At 43.4% G+C, this 22,851-nt stretch carries 20 protein-coding genes; 13 read left to right on the forward strand and 7 right to left on the reverse strand.

Annotated elements, in window-relative coordinates; translation table 11 throughout:
• Nucleotides 1-99 precede the first annotated feature (99 nt).
• The 6 genes from PYW33_RS12640 (at nucleotide 100) to PYW33_RS12665 (ending at nucleotide 6,100) form a co-directional block, all read left to right on the forward strand.
• The gene (locus PYW33_RS12640; RefSeq protein ID WP_004647509.1) at nucleotides 100-684 is read left to right on the forward strand and encodes a cob(I)yrinic acid a,c-diamide adenosyltransferase; all 585 of its coding nucleotides are present in this window, start codon (nucleotides 100-102) and stop codon (nucleotides 682-684) included.
• Nucleotides 685-826: 142 nt separating this feature from the next.
• On the forward strand, nucleotides 827-1,540 hold the full coding sequence (locus PYW33_RS12645; protein WP_004647508.1) for a glycerophosphodiester phosphodiesterase: 714 nt from the start codon (nucleotides 827-829) through the stop codon (nucleotides 1,538-1,540).
• A 440-nt stretch (nucleotides 1,541-1,980) separates the two neighbouring features.
• Nucleotides 1,981-3,147, forward strand: a complete 1,167-nt coding sequence (locus PYW33_RS12650) for an acyl-CoA desaturase (RefSeq protein ID WP_004647507.1) — start codon at nucleotides 1,981-1,983, stop codon at nucleotides 3,145-3,147.
• 132 nt (nucleotides 3,148-3,279) lie between these two features.
• Entirely contained in the window at nucleotides 3,280-4,725 is a 1,446-nt protein-coding gene (locus PYW33_RS12655) for a protein adenylyltransferase SelO (RefSeq protein WP_004647506.1), read from the forward strand.
• 165 nt (nucleotides 4,726-4,890) lie between these two features.
• Nucleotides 4,891-5,652, forward strand: coding sequence for a hypothetical protein (locus tag PYW33_RS12660; protein WP_004647505.1), 762 nt, complete (start codon nucleotides 4,891-4,893; stop codon nucleotides 5,650-5,652).
• Between the two features lie 76 nt (nucleotides 5,653-5,728).
• Nucleotides 5,729-6,100 (forward strand): MmcQ/YjbR family DNA-binding protein, encoded by a 372-nt coding sequence (locus PYW33_RS12665; protein ID WP_004647504.1) that lies wholly within the window; start codon nucleotides 5,729-5,731, stop codon nucleotides 6,098-6,100.
• Between the two features lie 80 nt (nucleotides 6,101-6,180).
• Here PYW33_RS12665 and PYW33_RS12670 read toward each other — a convergent pair whose 3' ends face one another.
• From PYW33_RS12670 to baeS, 3 genes are all read right to left on the reverse strand, one after another.
• Nucleotides 6,181-6,687, reverse strand: coding sequence for a GNAT family N-acetyltransferase (locus tag PYW33_RS12670; protein ID WP_004647503.1), 507 nt, complete (start codon nucleotides 6,685-6,687; stop codon nucleotides 6,181-6,183).
• Between the two features lie 92 nt (nucleotides 6,688-6,779).
• The gene (locus PYW33_RS12675; protein ID WP_004278304.1) at nucleotides 6,780-7,466 is read right to left on the reverse strand and encodes a response regulator; all 687 of its coding nucleotides are present in this window, start codon (nucleotides 7,464-7,466) and stop codon (nucleotides 6,780-6,782) included.
• Between the two features lie 13 nt (nucleotides 7,467-7,479).
• The gene (gene baeS, locus PYW33_RS12680; RefSeq protein WP_004647501.1) at nucleotides 7,480-9,132 is read right to left on the reverse strand and encodes a sensor histidine kinase efflux regulator BaeS; all 1,653 of its coding nucleotides are present in this window, start codon (nucleotides 9,130-9,132) and stop codon (nucleotides 7,480-7,482) included.
• A 135-nt stretch (nucleotides 9,133-9,267) separates the two neighbouring features.
• On the opposite strand from baeS, the gene PYW33_RS12685 reads away from it, so the two are divergent.
• The 3 genes from PYW33_RS12685 to PYW33_RS12695 all read left to right on the forward strand — a co-directional run bounded on the left by PYW33_RS12685 (nucleotide 9,268) and on the right by PYW33_RS12695 (nucleotide 13,942).
• Nucleotides 9,268-9,888 carry a hypothetical protein gene (locus PYW33_RS12685; RefSeq protein WP_004647500.1) on the forward strand — a complete coding sequence of 207 codons (621 nt, stop codon included), beginning with the start codon at nucleotides 9,268-9,270 and terminating at the stop codon, nucleotides 9,886-9,888.
• A gap of 301 nt (nucleotides 9,889-10,189) precedes the next feature.
• Entirely contained in the window at nucleotides 10,190-11,992 is a 1,803-nt protein-coding gene (locus PYW33_RS12690; protein WP_004647499.1) for an acyl-CoA dehydrogenase C-terminal domain-containing protein, read from the forward strand.
• A 168-nt stretch (nucleotides 11,993-12,160) separates the two neighbouring features.
• Nucleotides 12,161-13,942 carry an acyl-CoA dehydrogenase C-terminal domain-containing protein gene (locus tag PYW33_RS12695; protein ID WP_004647498.1) on the forward strand — a complete coding sequence of 594 codons (1,782 nt, stop codon included), beginning with the start codon at nucleotides 12,161-12,163 and terminating at the stop codon, nucleotides 13,940-13,942.
• 62 nt (nucleotides 13,943-14,004) lie between these two features.
• Here PYW33_RS12695 and PYW33_RS12700 read toward each other — a convergent pair whose 3' ends face one another.
• The gene (locus PYW33_RS12700) at nucleotides 14,005-14,211 is read right to left on the reverse strand and encodes a hypothetical protein (RefSeq protein ID WP_004278311.1); all 207 of its coding nucleotides are present in this window, start codon (nucleotides 14,209-14,211) and stop codon (nucleotides 14,005-14,007) included.
• A gap of 174 nt (nucleotides 14,212-14,385) precedes the next feature.
• On the opposite strand from PYW33_RS12700, the gene PYW33_RS12705 reads away from it, so the two are divergent.
• Nucleotides 14,386-14,883 carry a phosphate-starvation-inducible protein PsiE gene (locus PYW33_RS12705; protein WP_004647497.1) on the forward strand — a complete coding sequence of 166 codons (498 nt, stop codon included), beginning with the start codon at nucleotides 14,386-14,388 and terminating at the stop codon, nucleotides 14,881-14,883.
• A 197-nt stretch (nucleotides 14,884-15,080) separates the two neighbouring features.
• Here the strand turns inward: PYW33_RS12705 and PYW33_RS12710 are convergent, their stop codons facing one another.
• Nucleotides 15,081-15,533: an RcnB family protein gene (locus tag PYW33_RS12710; protein WP_004647496.1), complete on the reverse strand. Its 453-nt coding sequence runs from the start codon at nucleotides 15,531-15,533 to the stop codon at nucleotides 15,081-15,083.
• 180 nt (nucleotides 15,534-15,713) lie between these two features.
• Here PYW33_RS12710 and PYW33_RS12715 point away from each other — a divergent pair, with 180 nt between their 5' ends.
• Nucleotides 15,714-16,172: a hypothetical protein gene (locus PYW33_RS12715; protein WP_004647495.1), complete on the forward strand. Its 459-nt coding sequence runs from the start codon at nucleotides 15,714-15,716 to the stop codon at nucleotides 16,170-16,172.
• 84 nt (nucleotides 16,173-16,256) lie between these two features.
• Here the strand turns inward: PYW33_RS12715 and PYW33_RS12720 are convergent, their stop codons facing one another.
• Both PYW33_RS12720 and znuD read right to left on the reverse strand, forming a co-directional pair.
• Nucleotides 16,257-17,720 (reverse strand): phospholipase D-like domain-containing protein, encoded by a 1,464-nt coding sequence (locus PYW33_RS12720; protein WP_004647494.1) that lies wholly within the window; start codon nucleotides 17,718-17,720, stop codon nucleotides 16,257-16,259.
• A 106-nt stretch (nucleotides 17,721-17,826) separates the two neighbouring features.
• Nucleotides 17,827-19,941 carry a zinc piracy TonB-dependent receptor ZnuD gene (znuD, locus tag PYW33_RS12725; protein ID WP_004647492.1) on the reverse strand — a complete coding sequence of 705 codons (2,115 nt, stop codon included), beginning with the start codon at nucleotides 19,939-19,941 and terminating at the stop codon, nucleotides 17,827-17,829.
• 140 nt (nucleotides 19,942-20,081) lie between these two features.
• Between znuD and PYW33_RS12730 the strand changes: the two genes are divergently transcribed.
• Both PYW33_RS12730 and aspS read left to right on the forward strand, forming a co-directional pair.
• Entirely contained in the window at nucleotides 20,082-20,846 is a 765-nt protein-coding gene (locus PYW33_RS12730; protein ID WP_004647491.1) for a DUF4184 family protein, read from the forward strand.
• Nucleotides 20,847-21,008: 162 nt separating this feature from the next.
• Entirely contained in the window at nucleotides 21,009-22,793 is a 1,785-nt protein-coding gene (gene aspS / locus PYW33_RS12735) for an aspartate--tRNA ligase (protein WP_004647490.1), read from the forward strand.
• The last annotated feature ends 58 nt before the right edge of the window (nucleotides 22,794-22,851 follow it).

Genomic DNA, 22,851 nt, shown 5'->3' on the forward strand with positions numbered 1-22,851 from the left:
CTAAACAGCAAAAAACTTTAAAACAGCGCAGTTTATGGATAATGTTATGACCGACATTATCCTTTTTTATTATCTTCATTAAAAATTCAAGGAACACATATGGGCCACCGTTTAAGTAAAATCTACACGCGCACAGGCGATTCGGGTACTACAGGGCTTGGTGATGGCTCACGCGTTGCCAAAGATGACTTGCGTATTACCGCGCTGGGTGATGTCGATGAACTGAATGCCGTGATTGGCGTATTACGTGCACAAATTTCAGCAAGTAACATTGAAGATCAAGCCGCTTGGGATAAATCTTTAAGCCTGATCCAGCACTGGCTATTTGATCTGGGCGGTGAAGTGTGTATTCCAGGTTTTAATCTGGTGCAACCGGTATCAATTGAGTTTTTAGAAAATGATATCGACCGCATGAATGAAGCGTTGCCGATGTTAAAAGACTTTATTCTGCCTGCCGGAACGCTGGTGTGCAGCTTTGCCCATCAGGCGCGTGCAGTCTGCCGTCGCGCAGAACGCAGCGTGATGTCCGTGCATCACCGTGACCAAAATATTCAGGCAGCGTCACTGCAACTACTTAACCGTTTATCGGACTGGTTATTTGTCGCATCACGCACCCTGCAACGTGCTGAGGGCGGCTCCGAAGTACTATGGCAAAAAAATATCAATGACAGCATCGAAAAGTAAAATTATGTTTCAAGTTAGCATCTAAAAATACACGTCAGATGTCTCTTGATTTTACAGAGCATCTGACGAAAATAGAAAGTGTCATCCTTTTGTCATGTAGCCCTCGCAAAATGAACTTAACTTTCCCACTCATGGGCATCTTATGCACATAATTGGTCATCGTGGTGCACGTGGTGAAGCCCCTGAAAATACCTTGGGCGGTTTTCAATATATTCAGGAGATCGGCATTCGCGCCGTTGAGTTTGATGTTCGTCAGCTCAAAGACAATGCCTTAATCATCATGCATGATGATGACTTTGTGCGTACCACCGGTTTGCAGAAGCATCTATACGAGTGTAACCGTCAAGATCTTACCCAATATAATCACGCAGTGGCCTGGTCAGAATGGAATAAAATCGAAGCGACACCATTGCTCGATCAAACCTTAAATGTCATTCGAAATTTTGAGCATATTGAAGTCGAAATTAAAAGCGTAGCATCTGAAGCAGCAGCTGAAAAAATCGCGTTTGAAGTCGAACAACAACTGCAAGGCTATGAACAAGCGGCTATTATTACCAGCTTTGATGCCAAAATTCTGGATGCGTTGCAACAGCAAAACTCACGTTTAAAACGCGGTTTATTGATTGAAACCGATGTCAAACATCAGGCCATTGATCAGGCGTTGGAACTTGGATGCTGTCATATTGGCTGGATGGATGAACTGGCCAGTAAAGACCTGATTCAGGCTACGCAGGCTGCCGAGTTAAATATCAGTGTCTGGACAGTCAATGATGTCACCCGTGCCAAACAGCTGCGAGACTGGGGTATTCAGGGGCTGATTACCGATTATCCAAAATTGATGCTACAACAACTCTAAATAATCTCTCTTAGCCTTGATTGATCTAGGTATTTCTTGATCCAGTTCATTTCGATAATGCAATAATGAAAGTGTGAATTTTCCTTAATCAGATTTTATTTGAAAGTGAGATTAAGTTGCCCAACATCTATATTCTGCAAATTTCCTGGTAATATTGTAGAAATTATGAACAATGATTTTCCTCTGATTCATTCGGTTTCCATTTTCTGAGAGAGTGATAATCCTCAGTCACTTAGTCGGAAATCAGAGCCTGTCTACGCTCGCAAAATGGTCACTTCTGCCCTACTTATTCTGTTACCGACAAGTACAATACAACCGTACAATAATGCTAGTGATGCCTTAGGGCACATGCTAATATGGACAAGATAGGCTGCTGTTAAAACCAACAGTAGTTTCTGCTTTTTGTTATACCTTCCGAGGTTCTAGGAGTGCTGTTGGAGATGAATGCTCCCTTACCCAAAGCCCCCATCAACTGGATTGCTGTGTTTGCATTGGTATTCTTACCGATTGTAGCCCTGATCGCGATTCCGTTGTATGCGTATCACCATGATTTTAGCGCTGCCGCTTGGATCAGTATGTTTGTTTTACTGGGCGTAAGCAGCCTCGGCATTACAGCAGGATACCATCGCCTGTGGGCACATCGTGCTTATGAAGCCACTTTACCATTAAAAATCATCTTGATGATTATGGGTACATTTGCTGTACAGAATAGTATTTTATTCTGGGCATCTGGTCACCGTACCCATCACCGTCATGTCGATGATGTTGATCAAGACCCGTACTCGATCAATAAAGGCTTCTGGTATGCACATATTGGCTGGATGTTACGTGATTATCCATCTGGTGCTGCCAACTATAAAAATGCGCCAGATCTATTAAAAGACAAAGTGGTGATGTTTCAGGACAAATACTACGTTCCTTTAGTGATTGCTGTTCATGCTGCGATTTTATTGCCAATTGGCTGGGCAGTCGGCGATGTATGGGGCGTGTTGCTATTGGGTGGATTAATGCGTTTAATCCTGAGCCATCATGTAACCTTCTTCATTAACTCACTGTGCCACATGTGGGGAAATCGTCCTTATACCGACGAAAATACTGCACGTGACAACTTCGTACTCGCGGTTGCAACTTGGGGTGAGGGTTATCATAACTATCACCACATTTTCCAATACGATTACCGTAACGGCGTGAAATGGTGGCAGTACGATCCAACTAAATGGTTGATCTGGACTTGTTCTAAACTTGGTTTAGCTAAAAACTTGCGCCGTATTCCTAGCTTCAATATCAAAAAAGCAGAATTGGCGATGAAGTTTAAATATGCCGAACAGGATCTTGCGGTGTATGGTCATGATGTTTCTGAAGATATCTCAGCGGTAAAAACCAAGATCGCACAGGAATATGATGCATTTACCCAAACCTTAAATGACTGGGCGAAGTTGAAAGAACAGGAAATTCAGGTCAAGAAAGCGTCTATGGCTGAAAAAATCCATCAAATGGATGACAAGCTGAAAGTTGAATTCCAGCTGGTTGAACAGCGTCTTTCTCATCATCGTCAAACCTTGAATCTACTGGTTCGTAATTTGAAAAAATCTGCAGTTTCTCAATAAAAACTGTTGAAAATTAAAGCCCCGATTGGGGCTTTTTTTATGCCCGAAAGATAACGTGAACTCTCGCTTATACAACAGTTTTATACAGCTATCTTTGTTATAGTTCATGTATTCCAATCCTGTACTGATGCTATGTATTTTAAATCTCGCTATCAAACACTACCTGCTCGCCTCTATCATCATCAAGTTCCGCTGCCGTTAAAAGGTGCAAAAGCCGGACATTTTAATGCAGCTTTGGCAGAACAACTGCAATGGTCGGACGAAGACAAGGCGCAATGGGTCGAGATTTGTAGTGGTCAGAAAGTCTTTGCTGAGTTTGAACCTTTGGCTATGGTCTATGCAGGTCATCAGTTTGGACAATGGGCAGGACAATTGGGAGATGGTCGCGGGTTATTGATTGCTCAAATTCTGGATCAGAATCACCAGACCATTGACCTGCATTTAAAAGGTGCTGGGTCTACGCCTTATTCACGCATGGGCGATGGTCGTGCAGTACTGCGCTCAGTTATTCGTGAGTATCTGGCCGGTCATGCCTTGAATTGTTTGGGTGTCGCATCGAGTAATGCAGTCGGTTTTACTTCATCAATACAAGGTATTCAACGTGAAAAACTGGAACCGGGCGCGATGATGTTGCGTACTTCGGATTGTCATATCCGTTTCGGTCATTTCGAATGGATCAATCAGTATCAGCCAGATCTGCTAGCTGAATTTACCCAAAAATGTATCGAATGGCATTATTCGGAATGTCTGCAAGACGAACAGCCGATTCTGAGCTTTGCCACCAAAGTTATTCAGCGCACTGCGGTGATGATTGCCAAATGGCAACTGGTTGGTTTTGCACATGGCGTGATGAATACTGACAACCTGAATATTACCGGTTCAACTTTGGACTTTGGTCCTTATGGCTTTATGGAGCGCTTCCGTCCGAACTGGATCAATAACCACTCGGATTATCAAGGGCGTTATACCTATCAGCAGCAGCCAAGTATCGGACATTGGAATTTGTGGCAATGGTTAAACAATCTGGTCCCGCTCTGCCCTACAGATTATGACAAAGAACAATGGAAACAGGATTTAGCTGCATGTCTGGAGCATTATGAACCAACATTCTTGGAACATTATAAACATGGTTTAAACCAGAAAATGGGCTTGCCAAGTTTCCATAAAGACAGTTTTGACTGCGCGATGGTATTTCTGCGCATTTTGCAAAGTGAACAACTGGACTACACCCAGAGTTTTATCCGGTTGCAAAATAAAGACTATGAAGTCCTTAAAGATGATTGTCTGGATCGTCGTCAGTTTGAAGCATTTTTGACACAATATGAAAGCATTCGAGAACAACAGGATATAGAAGAATTAGACGCCGCCATGCAACTGGCCAATCCACATTATATTCTGCGTAATCATATGGCACAGAAAGCCATTGAACTGGCAGAGCGGGATGATTTTTCTGAAGTAGACCGCCTGTTTAAATTATTGAGTCAGCCTTATCAGAAACAGCCAGATCTGGAACAGCCTGAAGATTTAGCACCCTTGCCAAGTGATGTGCCTGAAGTGATGGTCAGCTGTTCGTCTTAAAATTTTCTATTGGACTACAGATGACATTATGATGATCTGAACATTGAAAATATGAACCACATGTCTCAAGAATCAGCATCTTTATACTTCACTATTGCATGTAATCAGCAGTCTATTGAAGATTTCATCTTGTAATACCACCTTGATCAAATATCTCAAGTTCAAGTGTGGTATGCCGATGAGGATCTGCTAAACCTAGAACAATCCACACAGCCTCTAGGCATACGACTGAATATCGGTGCGGTACAGCTACATGATGATTTCACACAACAGGTCTACTTGTGGTTGCATCGACTCAAAACAAATACCAATATCTTGCAGTTGACTGAAACCTATCGTAAAGCCCTGCATTTGTACATTCAAGCGTTTAATGAGCAAAGCTCGGGTTTTCATCTCACGCATCAACTTTTAGGTTTACTCAGCGAACTTAATATCGAATTTCATGTGCATAGCCACTTAAATACTTCCTCTGAACAAGAAACATTCACAGAGCCCTTAACATCAATGGCTGACACCCCATTCACAATCACAGAATCAGCGAGCTTTCGCATAAGTTCAGAATGCTTAACCGCCCAACAGCTACAAGAATATTTTCAAGGCATGCGGTTCAATATTCTTTTTGATCAAGGTCTAAATATTCGTTCACAAAAATATTTGGAGCATGCACAAACTAGCTTGCTGGAACTGCCATCTCGCTTAAATTCTGAACATCACGATTTAGATCAACACCTCCACTATCTCGTTGATCAACTCCACCCATATCAGTCTGTCTTACAAAAAACCTTTTTCAACCCTCATATTCAGCAATATATTCAAGCGCATGGGCATTTAGAAAATCCACATCATCGCAAGTTAAGTGTAACGAGCATACAAGCATTGTTTTCTTTGGGGCTCAGCCTTGATGTAGATTATTATTTTGCCTGTTAATTTATTCACAACTCAGCCAAAAACTGTGGATAATTTAAGCATTATCCACAGTTTTATGATGATTTATCAATAGCTTATGTCTTTATATCAAATTGCATCATTTACTGCTTTAAAACTTCCTGAAGTAACAGTCACCCAGCCTTTTGGTGAGGGTTGTGATGTATTTAAAGTGCTGGATAAAGTCTTTATACTGGCTTTTTATTTGCAAGGAAAAGCTGCGATTAATTTAAAAGTCGAGCCTGATCACGGTGCCATGCTTCGAGACATTTACCCTTATATTCATACGGGCTGGCATATGAATAAACAGCACTGGATTTCAGTTTATGAGGATGAACATCTGGACGAAGCTTTGATTGAAAATTTAGTGCTGAATTCTTATGAGTTAGTAGTATTAAAGTTAAAGAAAGTCGATCGGCAGCGAATTGAACTACTTAAAACAGTACGATAGGTTTTTACCTTGTTTATAGGAATGATGCATATAAAAAAATTTAAGATCTATCATCAAAATAATATTCAATATACCGTCAGTTATTGAGTTGCATTAAATGCTTCATCATAAAATACCTGGGCTTTGGGAAAATCCCCATCAAAACTGATCGCTTGAAAATATTCAGCTGGTACATTTTCCAAAACTAAATCGGCAATCGGTTGAAAACCCAAACGAGCATAATACTTGGGATCGCCTAATAGCACACAGCCTTTTGCATTCAATGCTTTCAGTCTGTCCAATGCTGCATATACAAGCCTTGAACCAATGCCTAAACCTTGTTGATCAGGCAAAACTGAAATAGGGCCTAATCCAAACCACCCTGCTGTACCCGAAGACATTGATACGGGAGAAACGGCAATATGCCCAACAATAGTGTTATTTTCAAGAGCGACTAACGATAACGTCAGTTGATGCTTCTTCCTTAATGCATTGATAATAAAATGTTCAGTATGACTTGAATATTCAATGTCTTTAAAAGCGTCTTTTGTTAACTCTTCAATTGCCTGAATGTCATCTATTTGCTCATCTCGGATCATGATATTCATTATTTTTAGCCCTCTTATATTTATCATTTTCAGATATAAAAAAAGCGAATAAGTTCTCACCTATTCGCTTCTCTTAAACATTAAAAACTTAATCAGTCTTCAGGATATTCAAAACGGTAACCGACCCCATACACCGCCTGAATCCACTCATGACGGTTACCGGTTTCAGCCGCATCTGAAATCTTGCGGCGTAAATTCTTGATATGACTGTCAATCACACGGTCAGCCACATCAAAACTATCCGGATTAATATGATCCAGCAATTGCGCACGTGAATATACCTGTCCGACATGTTCCAGGAATAACTCCAGCAAACGGAATTCAGTTGGCGTTAAATTCAAGGCTTTTTGCTGGTACCAGATGCGCTGTTGTGATTTGTCCATGCGGAATAAATCATTGCTTTCCGGTTCTGATTTACGATCCAGACGACGTAACACAGCCTGTACACGCGCGACCAGTTCCTTCGGGCTAAACGGTTTACAGAGATAATCATCTGCACCCATATTCAGACCCAATACCCGGTCAATTTCTTCAGTACGCGCGGTCACCATGATAATCGGTAAATCCGACTGTTCACGTACTTTACGGCAAATGGTCAGGCCGTCCATACGCGGCACCATCAAGTCCAGAATCATCAGACTCGGTTTACGCTGGGTAAAACTGTTATATGCTTCCTGCCCATCATGAAACATACTGACCTCAAAACCAGCAGCTTCCAGATAGTCTCGCACCAACTGTGCAAGTTCGATTTCATCTTCAACCAGCATGACATGTTTCATCAATCTATTCCCTTCATGGTTTCATTTGTTTAGGAAAGCTCAGCTTGCATCGTAAACCACCCAGTGGTGAATGTGCAAAGCTTAAGCTGCCGCCCAGCGCCTGCGTAATTTTACATGATAATGCCAAACCCAGTCCGGTTCCGCCAGTCGCCCGGGTACGAGAATCATCGACACGGTAGAAACGCTCACCAATACGCGCCAGTTGTTCATCAGTCAGACCAAACGGACTATCATCGATATATAAGGTCCATTCTTTATCATCTTGTGTCGTATGAATATGCACCTGCCCACCCGCTTCAGTATAGCGAATACTGTTACTGAGCAAGTTCGCCACAATCTGTTTAAAACGATCCAGATCCAGATTTAACTCAGTCCCCTCACCGTCTGCATTGACCGTCAATTCAGCTTGCTCAAATTTCGGCTGGAAGTTGATGAGTTCCTGCTGCACCACCTCCCACGGATTTACCGAGGAGAAATAAAATTGCAATTGCTGGGCATCGACCTGTGCCAGCGCGGCCAGATCTTGGGTCAGTTTTTTCAGGCTGTTTACCTGCGCCAGCATGGACGCAAAATGTTCAGGCGTTGGTTTACGAATCCCGTCCTGCATCGCTTCAATCTGTGCCTGTAAGACTGCTAGTGGCGTTTTCAACTCATGCGAAGTATCTGCCACCCACTGACGGCGTGAGGTTTCATGCTGATCCAGAATCACCGCCAATGCATTTAATTCATTGGATAAATCACCTAATTCATCATTCCGGTTCACTTTAACCTGATATTGATAATTTCCCTGAGTCAAGGCACGCGTACCATTGAGCAGACGTTGAATCGGCTTTTTAAAATAAGTCGCCAATAACAAGGACGCAATCAGACTCGCCAAAATACTGAGTGCATAAACCAAAAATAAATAACGCTTCTGGTTACTAAAGAAATTAATACTTAAGGCATCATCCTGATCCAGAACCGGTTTTAAGCCCAAATAGCCGACAATCTGATTATTCACCATAATCGGGCGATAAGAAACTTGCTCATCCGAAGCTTCACCCACTACAAAACGACGTTTTGCATCATACAGAGAGAGACGTGAACTGAGGCCGAGACGGTCCGGCATCTGGATAAACTGTTTCTTGCCAGTCGGTTGCTGTGCTGGCTGCTCACCATTTTTGCGATCAGTTCTAAACAGATTCTGATTAGAACTAAGCGGGAATTTTAAGCCTTCAAAGGGCTGAAACTGGGACGGCAAATTAGATGCCAGCACCCGTAACTCTTCTTCATTGACTTGACGTTGTGGTAACTCTGGATCCACCATACTCGGTGCCACTTGAGCCAGGGTCTGTTCCTGAAAATAACGCTGCTGCAAGGCAATATCATACTGACGGCGCAGCCACCAGCGTGATAATCGGTCATAATCATCTGGTGCGGCTTCACCTTCCATCTGGAGAATCTGTGCCTGAATCGCGTTGCCCCAGTCCTGATAGACTGCATAGACATCTGCCAGATTTTCAATCACATAATCCAGCTTCTGCATTTCGACATCAGCGACATAACGGGCGAAATTACGCTGCATATTCAGATGCAATACACCTAGACTTACCGTGGTAATGACCAGCGTGGTCAACAGCACGGTCAAAAATAGACGTAATGCAATGGGAATGCGGCGAATGTTCAAAATAGAAATCTCAATTTTTCTTCTATATTCATTATTGTAGCGAACACCGCAGCAAAAAACTCTTCATTGTTTCTTCATCTTTATTGTTTAATCTTTATCTGACATAGAATCAGCTTCTTGACGGGGATAAATACAATGCAAACCATGACAAAAATAGCTTTAATCAGTGCAAGTGTTTTATCAATGGGTGCGTTGACTGCCTGTCAATCCACCAGTAATGTCCCAAACAATGATCACCCCCATATGATGAAACATAATGATCACCCCCATATGATGAAACATCATGAAGGCAAAAAACAGCATCTAACTCCCGAACAGCGTGAACAGTTTAAGGCAAAGCGTGCAGAACGCATGCAGTTTGCCAAACAGCTTCAACAGGCCTGCGACAATAAAGCTGTGGGCTCGGCTGTTCAAATCAAGACTGGCGATAAAACCATAGACGGCACCTGCAAGATGGTCTTTAAAGCAGATCATAAAGAGATGAAAAGCCATCGCGACATGAAAGCTGAGCATCGTCCAATGCGTGCCGATATGCGTAGAGGCATGATGCACGGTGAAGTCTTGACGGATGCCAAACGTGCAGAATTGACTAAACAGTTTGATCAGCGCCTCGCTCAACGTCAGGCACATCAACAAGCCATGCTGCAAGCCTGTCAAGGCAAAAAAGACGGGACTGCTGCACAGATCAAGATGAGCGAACAAACCATCAATGGCAAATGTCATGTCCGTTTCCAGCCCACAGCCTCTACCTATTAATGCATAGGAATCAAGGCTTCACGACTAGCACCTTCGGGTGCTTTTTTATTGCGTGCTCTTTCATGCATACAGTTGACTATTCGTTTCCTGCAGAATATGGCTAAAGTCTTTATACTCAAGACCTTTAATGCGTCATGCAGATTAATCTTTGACTTTACAGTCACCAAGAAAACACCCCGAAAAGCTTGTACCGCAAGGGAAGTTGTTGCACGATTAGATCATTCCAAACCGTGTCAGTGAAGACAGGTTTTAGTTCATCTAAGATTATAACGCTGGTTCAACCAGTATTGAGGAAACCGATATGCCACAATACAAAGCGCCTTTACGTGATATGCAATTTGTGTTGCATGAATTATTAAATGCTGAACAACACTATGCAAATCTCCCTGCATTCCAAGAAAACGTAAGCCGTGAGCTGGTAGATCAGTACTTAGAAGCTGCGGCCGACTTCTGTGAAAACGAATTGTCTCCGATCAACCAGACCGGTGACCGTGAAGGCTGTACCTGGAATGACGGCGTTGTTACGACTCCGACTGGCTTTAAAGAAGCGTACCAAAAATACATCGAGCTTGGCTTCCCTTCTCTTTCTGCTGAAGAACAATACGGCGGTCAAGGCTTACCAAACTCTTTAGGTATCACGATTTCTGAAATGGTCGGTACTGCGAACTGGGCATGGGGCATGTACCCTGGCCTGTCTCACGGTGCAGTTCGTACTTTAGAACACCATGGTTCAGCTGAACAAAAAGATGCTTACCTGCCTAAACTGGTTTCAGGTGAGTGGACGGGTACCATGTGCTTAACTGAATCCCATGCGGGTTCTGACCTGGGTATTATCCGTACCAAAGCTGAACCACAAGCGGACGGTAGCTATGCAATCTCTGGCGAGAAAATCTTTATCTCTGCTGGTGAACACGACATGGCTGAAAATATCATCCATATCGTACTTGCTCGCCTGCCAGGTGCACCGAAAGGCACCAAAGGTATCTCATTATTCATCGTGCCAAAATTCAACCTGAATGCTGACGGTTCGATTGGCGAGCGTAACGGTGTACGTTGTGGTTCGATCGAACACAAAATGGGTATCCATGGTAACGCGACTTGTGTCATCAACTTTGACAATGCTAAAGGCTTCCTGATTGGACCTGAAAACCGCGGCCTGAACTGCATGTTCACGTTCATGAACACAGCACGTATCGGTACAGCAGTTCAAGGTCTTGCAGCATCTGAAGGTTCATTCCAAGGCGCGCTTGCATATGCAAAAGACCGTCTGGCAATGCGTTCTCTTTCTGGTCCTAAAGCACCTGAAAAAGAAGCAGATCCAATCATTGTGCATCCTGCGGTACGTAACATGCTTTTAACTCAAAAAGCATATGCAGAAGGTGGTCGTGCACTGGTTTACCTGTTAGCACAATATGCTGACGTAGTTGAACATGCTGCAGAAGAAGCAGACCGTAAATTTGCAGACAACATCCTGTCATTGCTGACACCAATCGCAAAAGCGTTCCTGACTGAAACTGGTTCTGAAGCTGCGAAACACGGTGTACAGGTATTTGGTGGTCACGGCTTTATTTCTGAGCACGGTATGGAGCAGATCGTACGTGATACACGTATCGCCTGCTTGTACGAAGGTACCACTGAAATTCAGGCACTAGACTTGTTAGGCCGTAAAGTATTGGGTACGCAAGGTGCAATGTTGAAAGACTTCACCAAGATCATCCATAAATTTGCTGAAGCGCACAAAGACAATGCTGCAATGAAAGAATTCGTTGAACCATTGGCTACCTTGAACAAAGAATGGGGCGACCTGACCATGCAAATTGGTATGCGCGCGATGCAAAACCCTGAAGAAGTGGGTGCGGCTGCAGTCGATTACCTGTACTTCTCTGGTTATGTCACTCTGGCTTACCTATGGGCACGTATGGCACTGGTTGCTCAAGAGCAGCTGGCTGCTGGCACCACTGAAGTTGACTTCTACAATGCCAAAGTGACGACAGCACGCTTCTACTTCAAGAAAATCCTGCCACGCGTTCGTTCACACGTCGAAGTGATTGCGACAGGTGTAGAGCCATTGATGAACCTGGATGCGGAACACTTTGCATTCTAAGTTAGTCTCAGACTAGCTACATCATAGAAAAAGGACGGTCAATCAACAGGCAGTCCTTTTTCTTTATAAAGAGTTACAGAATTAACCTTTAGTCGTCTAACATTCAGATTTTGAGTGTTTTAGACTGATTAAAACTCATTTAATCAAACAATAAACAGGTGACACACCATGCCAATTTATAACGCGCCACTTGCCGATATGAAATTCATCCTGAACGATGTCTTCAATGCAGAACAGTTCTGGCAGGCCAATGAAAATCTAGCGCATCTGGATGCTGCGACAGCAGAAGCGATTCTTGAAGAAATGGCAAAATTTTCGCAAAACGTCACGCTTCCACTGAACCGTACCGGTGATGAAGAAGGCGCAAAAATTGAAAATGGCAATGTGACCACACCTGCTGGCTTTAAAGAAGCCTTCAAACAATATGCAGAAGGCGGCTGGATTGGTCTGGGCGCAGATATGGAATGGGGCGGCCAGGAAATGCCGAAAATGCTGACAGTACTTTCTGATGAAATGCTGTTTGCCACCAACCCTTCTTTCATGCTCTATCCACTGCTTTCTGTTGGTGCAGGCATGGCGCTGAACAGCTACGCTTCACAAGCACAAAAAGAAACCTATTTACCTAAAATTTATTCAGGTGAATGGTCAGGTACCATGTGCTTAACCGAGCCACATGCCGGTACTGATCTGGGTATTATCAAGACCAAAGCTGAACGTAACGAAGACGGCACTTATAGCATCAGCGGCACCAAGATTTTCATCACGGGTGGTGATCACGACCTGGCGGAAAATATCATCCACCTCGTTCTAGCAAAAACCCCAGATGCGCCTGCCGGCTCTCGTGGTATTTCCCTCTTCATCGTACCGAAATTCCTGGTGAATGAAGATGGTTCTATTGGCGAACGTAACCCGGTCGGCCCAGGTTCAATCGAACACAAAATGGGGATCAAGGCATCTGCGACTTGTGTGATGAACTTTGACGGTGCCAAAGGTTACCTGGTTGGTAAAGAAAACGAAGGTCTGGCGGCAATGTTCGTGATGATGAACTATGAACGTCTGTCCATGGGTATCCAAGGCCTAGGTGCTTCTGAATTCGCTTATCAAAACGCTGCGCAATATGCGACAGACCGTTTACAGGGTCGCAGCGCGGCTGGCGTTCAATCACCAAACAAACCTGCAGACAGTATTCTGGTGCATGGTGATGTACGCCGTATGCTGCTGAATGTACGTGCCAATAACGAAGCTTCGCGTGCCTTTGCAGTTTATGTAGGTCAGCAACTGGATATCACCAAATTCTCTACTGATCCTGAAGCGGTGAAAAAAGCCAATGACCGCGTTGCGCTATTAACACCAATCGCGAAAGCATATTTAACGGATACCGCATTCCAGGCAACATTAGATGCACAAATGGTCTTCGGTGGTCATGGCTATATCCGTGAATGGGGCCTAGAGCAATGTATCCGTGACCTGCGTATTTCCCAGATCTATGAAGGCACCAACGGCGTACAGTCACAAGACTTGATCGGCCGTAAAACCATTAAATGTGGCGGCGAATATATCTCTGAATATATCTCTGAAATCCGTGACTTTGCCAATAGTCTGGATGCAGACCTGAACTTCATTAAAGATGCCACACTAGATGCAGCGACTGAAGTTGAATCAGTGACTCAGTACATTCTGGAAGCAGCAAGAGAAAGCCATGACTTCCCGAATGCGACTGCAGTTGACTATCTGCACGCTGTAGGTCTGTTGAGCTTCTCTTATATGTTCGCGCGCATTGCCAATGCAGCGAAAAATAAAGAAGGTGAGTTCTATCAAAATAAACTCGCTCTGGCACGTTATTTTGTGCAACGCATTCTGCCTGAACTGGCATTACGCATTACTAAAGTGAAATCAGGTTCTGACGTCATCATGAACTTCTCTGAAGATTATTTCACGACTCAAGCTTAAGCTGAAAATCTGCAATAAAAAACGCCTGCATCAGCAGGCGTTTTTTTATGAAAATGCAATAATTAAACTTTTTGAATCAGTAAGGTATCCGGCTGATTATTGCTTTTCGGATTAAGATGTTTATTCACAATTTTGATATTCCCCTCAGACTCTAAAGACTCGCAGAGTTCCACCACCTTTTGCATATCTTCAGCCTTAATGCCTACGCCGAGGATTAATTTTTTTCCGGCTTCTAATTGGCTAATTTTTGTTTGAATTTTATCTAACACTTTTTTCTCCTATTTATTCAATGTACCACCCATACAATATAGCAATTTAGTCTAAAAAAAGCGCAAAAGTTCAAATAATTTAATCTTTATTTTTCATTCAATCATTCTGTGCATGATCTTTGCAGGTTATTCTGCAACTATCTTTTATTTCACATGAAAAATCAGGAGGATAATATGTCTAAATCACGTCCAAAAATTGAAAAATTTGAAGCCCTCCTCGACCGTCTTGGTAATCTTGCTGTAGAAAGCTTTCATTATATTGCGCTGTTTATTATTGGCTGTATGGTGATCTGGTCCGCCGGCCATACCGTCATTGACATTCTGACCGTCAAACAGTTCGCCACCATTGATGACATTCTTTTATTGTTTATCTATCTGGAACTGGGTGCCATGGTTGGTATCTACTTTAAAACCAACCATATGCCAGTACGTTTCCTGATTTATATTGCGATTACTGCATTGACCCGTTTGCTGATTGCAGATATTCAACACACGCATAAAGCCAGCATGGATCTGGTGATTATTACCGGTTCGATTCTGATTTTGGCCTTTGCGATATTAGTGGTGCGCTATGCCTCATGGACCTATCCATCCGTGATCCGTGACAAACATAGTGAAAAGCCACTACCACTCGGCAAAACACCGCGCCCAGAAGATGATGAATTGGCATAGTCTTTTAAGCCCTCTTTTTTTGCACTTCAGCTTAAAGCAATACTCAAGCCTCTTTCAGGGTTTAGAACTATTTATCTCAAGCAACCTCTCCCTTGCGTAGCAGTGCTACTCATCTCCTCACAGGAGAGGGAACTATTTTGGTCTTTTTGAGTTATTTACGCTTATTGCTGAATTATCCGTTCAGAATTTAAAGCAGTTTAACGATTTGGCACCAGCACATAGCGTCCGTTTTCATAAATCCAGTAGCTGCCACGTGGCGGTGCTGGTAGTCCTAAACGCTGCCAATCAGTAATTACCGTATATCTCGAACTTTCAATCCGGGCAACATTCGGATCACCATTGACCCAGCTATAACTATTCGAATTTCGATAAATAGTGGTCGGTGCCTGATACTGAATATTTAATCCACTTTGACTCTGTGCAGGTGGATAGCCCCAATGTGGTGGTCGTTGCGGGTAATGTGGTCTTGGTGGCAGTGAACGTTGCGGATAATGCTGCCGTGGTGGATCATAAGATCGTGGAGCGCTGCGATAATTCGGTGTGGATCGATCTATACCGCTATAACCCACCCAGGCATTGTCAGCCATCGTCTGTGCAGAAGCTCCCAATAGCAAAGCAGCGAATATTGCGCTCGATAGTACGATTCTCATTTGAGCTTCCTCCGAATAATCTGCTTATATTTTAAACAAAATAGATGCGAAAAATATGGATAAGCTCGTTGGAGCTGCAATTTTTTGTAATGCGCTCGCCTATTTTCAATCTAGCGGGCTCATCGGCATCCTGCTGCTTTATGCTAAAATTACTTTTTTTAATGTTTCGAGTTGAATACTGTGTCTGATTTAAATTTCGATCGTTTACATGAATATTTTTCTAAAGTGCCGAGTGTTCAGAAAGAACGGATTGATAGCTATGGTTCAGATGGTAAACAGGCATGGTGGTTTAAGTTTCAGATCAATGTAGATCATCCGCTGGCTTGGCAAACTGTGCAAGAACTAGGTCATGTCCTGAATTATATTTCTAAAAATGAACGTCTTCCAACTCAGTTTCTTCCAGTTTCGCCACCGCCATATATGAATGGTGTAGCCAAAGATTTCCTGTCTTGGGTGATCCAGTGTAATCACGCAGATTTCCCACCCGATGTAGTTTGTGACTGGTTAGAAGCGCGTTTACCAAATCCGGTTGATGATGAAGCGCAATGGAAAATTAAAACCGATATTTCTGAGCTGGATGAATTAACGGATAAAGAGCTGGATCAGCTGGTTCCGCCGAATCCAGAATCAAAAAGCTGATAATAAAAAATCTCCCTAACTCCCTCTTTTTCAAAGAGGGACTTTCCTCCCTTTTTAAAAAGGGAGGTCAGGAGGGATTTAAAATTAAAACGTCGACCAGCCGCTCCATTCCATAAAACGATACAGCCAATATTTAAAGAACGAGTTTTCTGCATATTGAGTGTAATCTACGCTCATCGAACGGCCATTTAGATTTGACCATGCACCCTCAAAATATTGCTGGGCATCCCGGAAGACTTCGGCCTGAGGCTGACCCACCACGCGCATATTAGTTTCCAGATTATAGTTTTTCAAATTGCGTACCGTAAAATTGGCCGAACCTAAAATCATTTCAGCTTGCTGAGCATTGCGCTTCATTAGGATCTTGCTATGACATTGCTCACCCTGAGTATGACACCAACGTACATTTATACCCGCTTCGTGCAATTCTGAAGCCACCTGCCGATTTGGAATTCCATTCTTTTCACGGCCAAAGGCATCTTTATTTGGGTCGAGTAAAATCCGGACTTTGACACCACGTTCATGGGCCGCTATCAGACTTTTGATAATTTTTCGCTCAGACAGATAAAACATTGCCAGATCAATCTGTTCACTGGCTTTCGCGGTCTGAATCAGATTCAGAATCGCATCATAAATGGCTTTTTCAGTCAGCACCTGAGCTTGTGGCTGGCTACTGTCTGCCTGAAAATCCCCAGCGACAATGGCTGGCATATTCGCTTGTGACATCATGCCCACAGACAGTTCTGTTTTCAAAATATCCACAGCTGTGCTCCCCCAGACCAATAAACCAATATTGGAATGCCGTGAACTGCCATCATGCGGATTCATGGATGTGACCAGTGCTTTCCAGCCTTGATCGGTATCCACCACCATAGTTTTGCGATGATTGGCTTTAAAGTTAAACAAATCAAAATAACTGCGCAGGGTAATTTTTTCTGTTCCAAATGGATTCGGCAACCAGCCTGTTTCCGGATTATTGCCAATGCCCTGGCAACAGATATACCAGAAGCCGGACCAGCTTGGATTGGAAGCCCGCAACGGCGTCAGATTGGTTTCAATCACATCAATACCGTGCTGACGTAATTCCCGATACTGCTCGGATCTAATTCCACCATAGACCGAATTGATCGGATCGGTAATAAATTTGATTTCTACCTCAGGCTGCAGCAGACGTTTACTGATTAAAGCATCGCTCAGTTGTTGACTCAATGCCTGATGCTGCTGCGTAGATGCACCGGTTTGCTGATTAAATAAAAACATATCCAGCACAATCAGCGATTTGGCCTCTTCAATCATTTTCAGCATTTCATTAAAAATGCGATGATCTAAATGCTGTTTTCCTTCGGCATCCAGATAAGTCTGATCGGCCAGAAACTTGACTTCGGCATGACGCAGTTTGCCCGTGTAATTCAGACCTTCCGGCAAAGGCTTATACGTGTGGTAGATTGCCGAAGCCAAATAACCCACAGCCAGCATACTAATGATCAAAGTCGCATAACGGCGATTCGACCAGTTCAATTTATTGTGAATTCGTTGAAAGATACGCATAAGAAAAAACCTAACCCAATATACTCAGGCTAGGTTTTATCTTATGATTTTTCAAGTAGATTTCAGTGAGATCTAGATGATTTGGTCGATTATTTCAGTAGACCTGTTAGAAATCATACTGCACGCCGACAGTAAAGTTGCGACCCACCTGCGGAATATTCGACAGGAAGGAAGTATGTGAATACACCTGATCATCGAGCAGGTTATTGGCCTTGAAATAAACTCGATAAGCATTGTTATCTGCAATGCTATTGGCATAACTCAGGCCAACATTCACCATATTGTAGCCTTGGGTTTCATCTTCATAGCTGGCGATTTTGTCCTGATTAAAGACATGATAATACTCAGCCAAACCTGACCAGCCATCGGCAAAGTCTGCTTCTACTTTGGTGCCTAAGCGACCTGCAGGTACACGTGGTGCATTTTCGCCTTCAATCTTGCCACGTACATAGTCCCCAAAGACGCTGAGCTTATACATATCATTGATCTGATACCCGGCTTGTGCTTCTGTACCATAGAATCTGGCTTTGTCCTGGGTATATTGCACGCCACGTAAATTACCTTTTTGCGCTACCGTTTCGCCATAGATATAATCATCAAACCAGTTGTGATAGACATGCACACGGTAATCCAGTTTATCCCCTTCATAATGCAGACCTAACTCGAGATTATTTGAAGTTTCTTTATCGAGATCAGGATTACCTAGTTCATAGGTATTGGTCGCAAAATGCAAGCCATCAGCATAGAGTTCTTGAGCTAAAGGCAAACGCTGCTGATGTGATCCCACTACAGAAAGTTTGTAGTCCGGTGCAAATTCCCAGTTGGCAGCAGCGGATGCAGAGACACCAGTCCCCGAATAATCTTTCTGATCCGAATCTACTTTCACTTTTTGATGATCGACACGCGCACCAAGTTCAACATGCACATCGCCAAGTTGCTTATGCTCTAAAGCAAAAAGACTGAATTTGTCAGTTTTTGTGTCCGGCATCACGACACCTGAACTATGAACATGATGTTCTTCATCGTCCTCATCGCCATCTTCATGATGGTCATGCTCTGATGCGGCAAGATTAATTTTTTGCTGTGAAATCTGGGTTCCAATCACCCCTTCCCAGCCTGCAACTGGCACATGCACCAACTCTAAACGGCCGTCATAACCTTTGCTTTTAAAGTTACTAATGACTTCACTTTCTTCAAGTTCATTGTGTTCATAATCGGTAATGCTGGCATGTGCACGTAGTTTTTCAACACCGGCAAAAGGCTGTTCCAGTTCGGTGCGTACTTCATAGCGTTCAGATTTTAAATCTACCCATGGTCCACCATGCTCTTCATGGGCTGGTGCATCTGGGTCAGGTGTTGGACAACCATGAAAATGATCACCATGTAAAACACAACCATGATATTCATGACTATGCCCTGGTAAGCCATACTGATCCTGACGGTTGCTATAAGACAGACCGACAAAACCACGATCATGAATCCATGATCCGCCAATATTGACTGTTTGCCCTTCAGCAAAAGTATTGCCCACACGACGTTCTTTTTCTAATTCGTCATCATGCTCATGAAAATAATCCGGTGCAATATAATCATTGGCTTTACGTTTTGAGCCTTCTACACGCAAAGCAAAGTTTTCACCAATACCCGCTGTCACACCAGCACTTGCCAGTTTTTCATCACTGCCTGAGTTATAACGCAGGCCGACTGTACCTTCCAAACCATCTTCAGGCATCTGGGTCGGAATTTTTTGATCAGTGACATTCACCAGACCACCGACTGTACCGGCACCATAAAGTAATGTAGATGGACCACGAATCACTTCGACCTGTTTCGCCAGAATCGGATCAACGGTTACTGCATGGTCAGGAGACAAAGTGGATACATCCGCTGTTTCAGAAGCATGCTGCAACACTTTCACACGTGGACCATCTTGACCACGAATCACAGGACGGCTTGAGCCTGAACCATATTGATTAGAATAAACACCCAGCTCATCTGCCAAGGCATCCCCAATGGTGGTAGCACGTTCAGACAGCGCTTTCTGATCCACGACCTGATCTGCAACCGCGAAATCCGCCGCAGTCTGCACCAATGGATGAGCTTGCACCTGAATAGTGTCCATGGTCTGAACCGGGATAGAAGATGAGGATTGCTCTGCAAATACTGTAGGCGCAACTACAGCAAAAATTGACAATGTTATTAGATTCTTAGGGAAGGACATGACCGAAGCTCAAATTCAGCAATTTGGATTAATGTTATAATATAACATTTCATTGTTTTTGCAATCCTTTACGATACTCAGTGTTATATTTTATTAGAATGCCCTTTGAATATTTTTGATTACATTAAAACATTATCTTTATGCCCTTTACCTTGTCGCATGCTGTGCTTGCTCCACCTATTTCATATTTGACTGGGAATAGACTTCCTGTTGCTGCGCTGGCGATTGGCTGTATGGTGCCCGATTTATATCGTCTCTTTACTTCGAGTAATTCAAATATCACGCATTTATGGTCTTCGCTGATACATCCTGACCTGTGGATCGGACTTATTTTCTGCATGATCTGGTATGGTCTATATCGCCCAGCTATTTACCGTTTCATCGGTATTCAGCATGATTTAAAGATTCACAATATCCTTGCAGCACTAAAATTCATCCTGGTGATGTGTCTGGCAGTCATCATTGGTACAGCCACCCATTTAATCTGGGATGGACTAACGCATGTCGACTTTCGAACTTTTGCCTTTCATAACGTCTTAGCCCAACATTTTCAGTTGCTTGGACAAAGTTATCCGCTGCACCGAATTTTACAGATTGGCACCTCAGTGATTGTCTTGCCTCTTATCCTGTGGATGAGCCTGCATTACTATAAAACTCATCAGCAATATCTTGCAGTCAGTGTGAAAATCAAATCCTTTGCCTGGGGCTTATTGCTCTTTTCTATATTTACCGGCCTATTTTCTGTCTGGGATTATGCGCGCTATATTTCTACGGAAGTCTGGCAATCAGACCTCTATTATTTTACTGGTCGCTCGATCAATGAATTTAGCCAAGGCTTTCTGATCACCTTCAGTCTGGGCTGTTTACTGTTTTTATTTTTAGACAGAGAGCACAGGATGGATTAAACAAAGCACTGGCTTTGCGCCTATTCACTTTAAAATGATATTGTTTTTGACCCAAGTTCTTGTGACAACATGCCCAAAGAGGCATAATCCTACCTTTACTCAAAGCGGTACGCTGTTTACGTATTCGCTGACCTTAACCCATATAGTTGGATTTCTAACGCTATGATGCGAACTCATTACTGCGGTTCTTTAACCGAAGCTCAAATTGACCAAACCGTAACATTATGCGGTTGGGTACACCGTCGCCGTGACCACGGTGGTGTAATCTTCCTTGACATGCGTGACCGTGATGGTCTTGTTCAAGTGGTTATTGACCCAGATACTCCTGAAGCATTCGCAACTGCTGATAAAGTACGTTCAGAATTTGTATTAAAAATTACAGGCCGTGTGCGTCGCCGTTATGAAGGCACAGAAAATGCCAATATGGTGAGCGGTCAAATCGAAGTCTTGGGTAAAGAAATTGAAGTTCTTGCTCAGTCTGAAACTCCGCCATTCCCTTTGAATGACGAAAACACCAATATTTCTGAAGAAATTCGTTTGAAATACCGTTTCCTGGACATCCGTCGTCCAGAAATGCTAGATCGTTTACGTTTTCGTTCTAAATTAACCAACCTGATTCGTAACTACTTCGAAGACAATGGCTTCCTAGACGTTGAAACTCCGATCTTAACTCGTGCAACGCCTGAAGGTGCGCGTGACTATTTAGTGCCAAGCCGCGTATCTAACGGTAGCTTCTACGCACTTCCACAATCGCCACAGCTATTCAAACAGTTGTTGATGGTCGGCGGTATTGATCGTTACTACCAAATCGCGAAATGTTTCCGTGATGAAGACTTACGTGCTGACCGTCAGCCTGAATTCACCCAAATCGACGTTGAAACATCGTTCATGAGTGACGATGACATTATGGATTTAATGGAAACTTTAACCGTGAAGATGTTCAAAGAACTTCTAAACGTAGAGTTTGATAAATTCCCACGCATGACCTACAACGATGCAATGCGTGACTATGCATCTGACAAACCAGATATGCGTATTCCGTTGAAACTGGTTGACGTTGCAGACTTGATGCAAGACGTTGAGTTCAAAGTATTCGCAGGTCCTGCTAAAGATCCTAAAGGTCGTATCGTTGCGCTTCGCGTACCGGGTGCGGGTTCACTGCCACGTAGCGCGATTGATGAATACACCAAATTTGTAGGCATCTACGGTGCACGCGGTTTGGCTTACATCAAAGTCAACGAACTTGAAAAAGGCATCGAAGGTCTTCAATCTCCAATCGTGAAATTCATCGAGCCAATCGTACTTGATCTATTGAAACGTGTTGGCGCTGAAAATGGCGACATCGTATTCTTCGGTGCAGACAAAGCCAAAGTTGTAAACGATGCCATGGGTGCGCTTCGTGTGAAGATCGGTCATGATATGAAACTTGCAACTTGTGAGTGGGCACCACTTTGGGTTGTTGATTTCCCAATGTTCGAAGAAACTGATGATGGTAAATGGACCTCTGTTCACCATCCATTCACGCTACCAAAATCAAGCGTAGAAGAAGTGAAGAACAATCCAGGTGCTGCGTTGTCTGTTGCTTACGATATGGTTTTGAACGGTACTGAAATCGGTGGTGGTTCACTGCGTATTCACAATCTTGAAATGCAAAAAGCGATCTTTGAAGCACTTGGTATTGGTGAAGAAGAAGCAGAAGAGAAATTCAGTTTCTTGTTAAATGCATTACGTTATGGCGCGCCTCCGCATGGTGGTTTGGCATTTGGTCTTGACCGTCTTGTGATGCTCATGACTGGCGGTGCTTCGATTCGTGATGTCATCGCATTCCCGAAAACCAAGACTGCTGAATGTCCATTAACGCAAGCACCTGCTCCAGTTGAATCAAATCAACTGCGTGACCTGGGTATTCGCTTACGTGAAAAACCAAAAGCTGAATCTCAAGAATAATTCTTGAAGTATTAAGTGAAAAAGCTCTGCCTCGTGCGGGGCTTTTTTTGTAAGATTG

The sequence above is a fragment of the Acinetobacter lwoffii genome (assembly GCF_029024105.1).
Classification (GTDB): Bacteria; Pseudomonadota; Gammaproteobacteria; order Pseudomonadales; family Moraxellaceae; genus Acinetobacter; species Acinetobacter lwoffii.

Bases quoted from the DNA above. Each gene is read 5' to 3' on its own strand.
- PYW33_RS12670 (WP_004647503.1), bottom strand. From the start codon at position 6,687: ATGAATATCATGATCCGAGATGAGCAAATAGATGACATTCAGGCAATT.
- PYW33_RS12655 (WP_004647506.1), top strand. From the start codon at position 3,280: ATGTATTTTAAATCTCGCTATCAAACACTACCTGCTCGCCTCTATCAT.
- PYW33_RS12650 (WP_004647507.1), top strand. From the start codon at position 1,981: ATGAATGCTCCCTTACCCAAAGCCCCCATCAACTGGATTGCTGTGTTT.
- PYW33_RS12685 (WP_004647500.1), top strand. From the start codon at position 9,268: ATGCAAACCATGACAAAAATAGCTTTAATCAGTGCAAGTGTTTTATCA.
- PYW33_RS12640 (WP_004647509.1), top strand. From the start codon at position 100: ATGGGCCACCGTTTAAGTAAAATCTACACGCGCACAGGCGATTCGGGT.
- PYW33_RS12710 (WP_004647496.1), bottom strand. From the start codon at position 15,533: ATGAGAATCGTACTATCGAGCGCAATATTCGCTGCTTTGCTATTGGGA.
- PYW33_RS12665 (WP_004647504.1), top strand. From the start codon at position 5,729: ATGTCTTTATATCAAATTGCATCATTTACTGCTTTAAAACTTCCTGAA.
- PYW33_RS12720 (WP_004647494.1), bottom strand. From the start codon at position 17,720: ATGCGTATCTTTCAACGAATTCACAATAAATTGAACTGGTCGAATCGC.
- PYW33_RS12675 (WP_004278304.1), bottom strand. From the start codon at position 7,466: ATGAAACATGTCATGCTGGTTGAAGATGAAATCGAACTTGCACAGTTG.
- PYW33_RS12695 (WP_004647498.1), top strand. From the start codon at position 12,161: ATGCCAATTTATAACGCGCCACTTGCCGATATGAAATTCATCCTGAAC.
- PYW33_RS12645 (WP_004647508.1), top strand. From the start codon at position 827: ATGCACATAATTGGTCATCGTGGTGCACGTGGTGAAGCCCCTGAAAAT.
- znuD (WP_004647492.1), bottom strand. From the start codon at position 19,941: ATGTCCTTCCCTAAGAATCTAATAACATTGTCAATTTTTGCTGTAGTT.
- PYW33_RS12705 (WP_004647497.1), top strand. From the start codon at position 14,386: ATGTCTAAATCACGTCCAAAAATTGAAAAATTTGAAGCCCTCCTCGAC.
- PYW33_RS12690 (WP_004647499.1), top strand. From the start codon at position 10,190: ATGCCACAATACAAAGCGCCTTTACGTGATATGCAATTTGTGTTGCAT.
- PYW33_RS12730 (WP_004647491.1), top strand. From the start codon at position 20,082: ATGCCCTTTACCTTGTCGCATGCTGTGCTTGCTCCACCTATTTCATAT.
- aspS (WP_004647490.1), top strand. From the start codon at position 21,009: ATGATGCGAACTCATTACTGCGGTTCTTTAACCGAAGCTCAAATTGAC.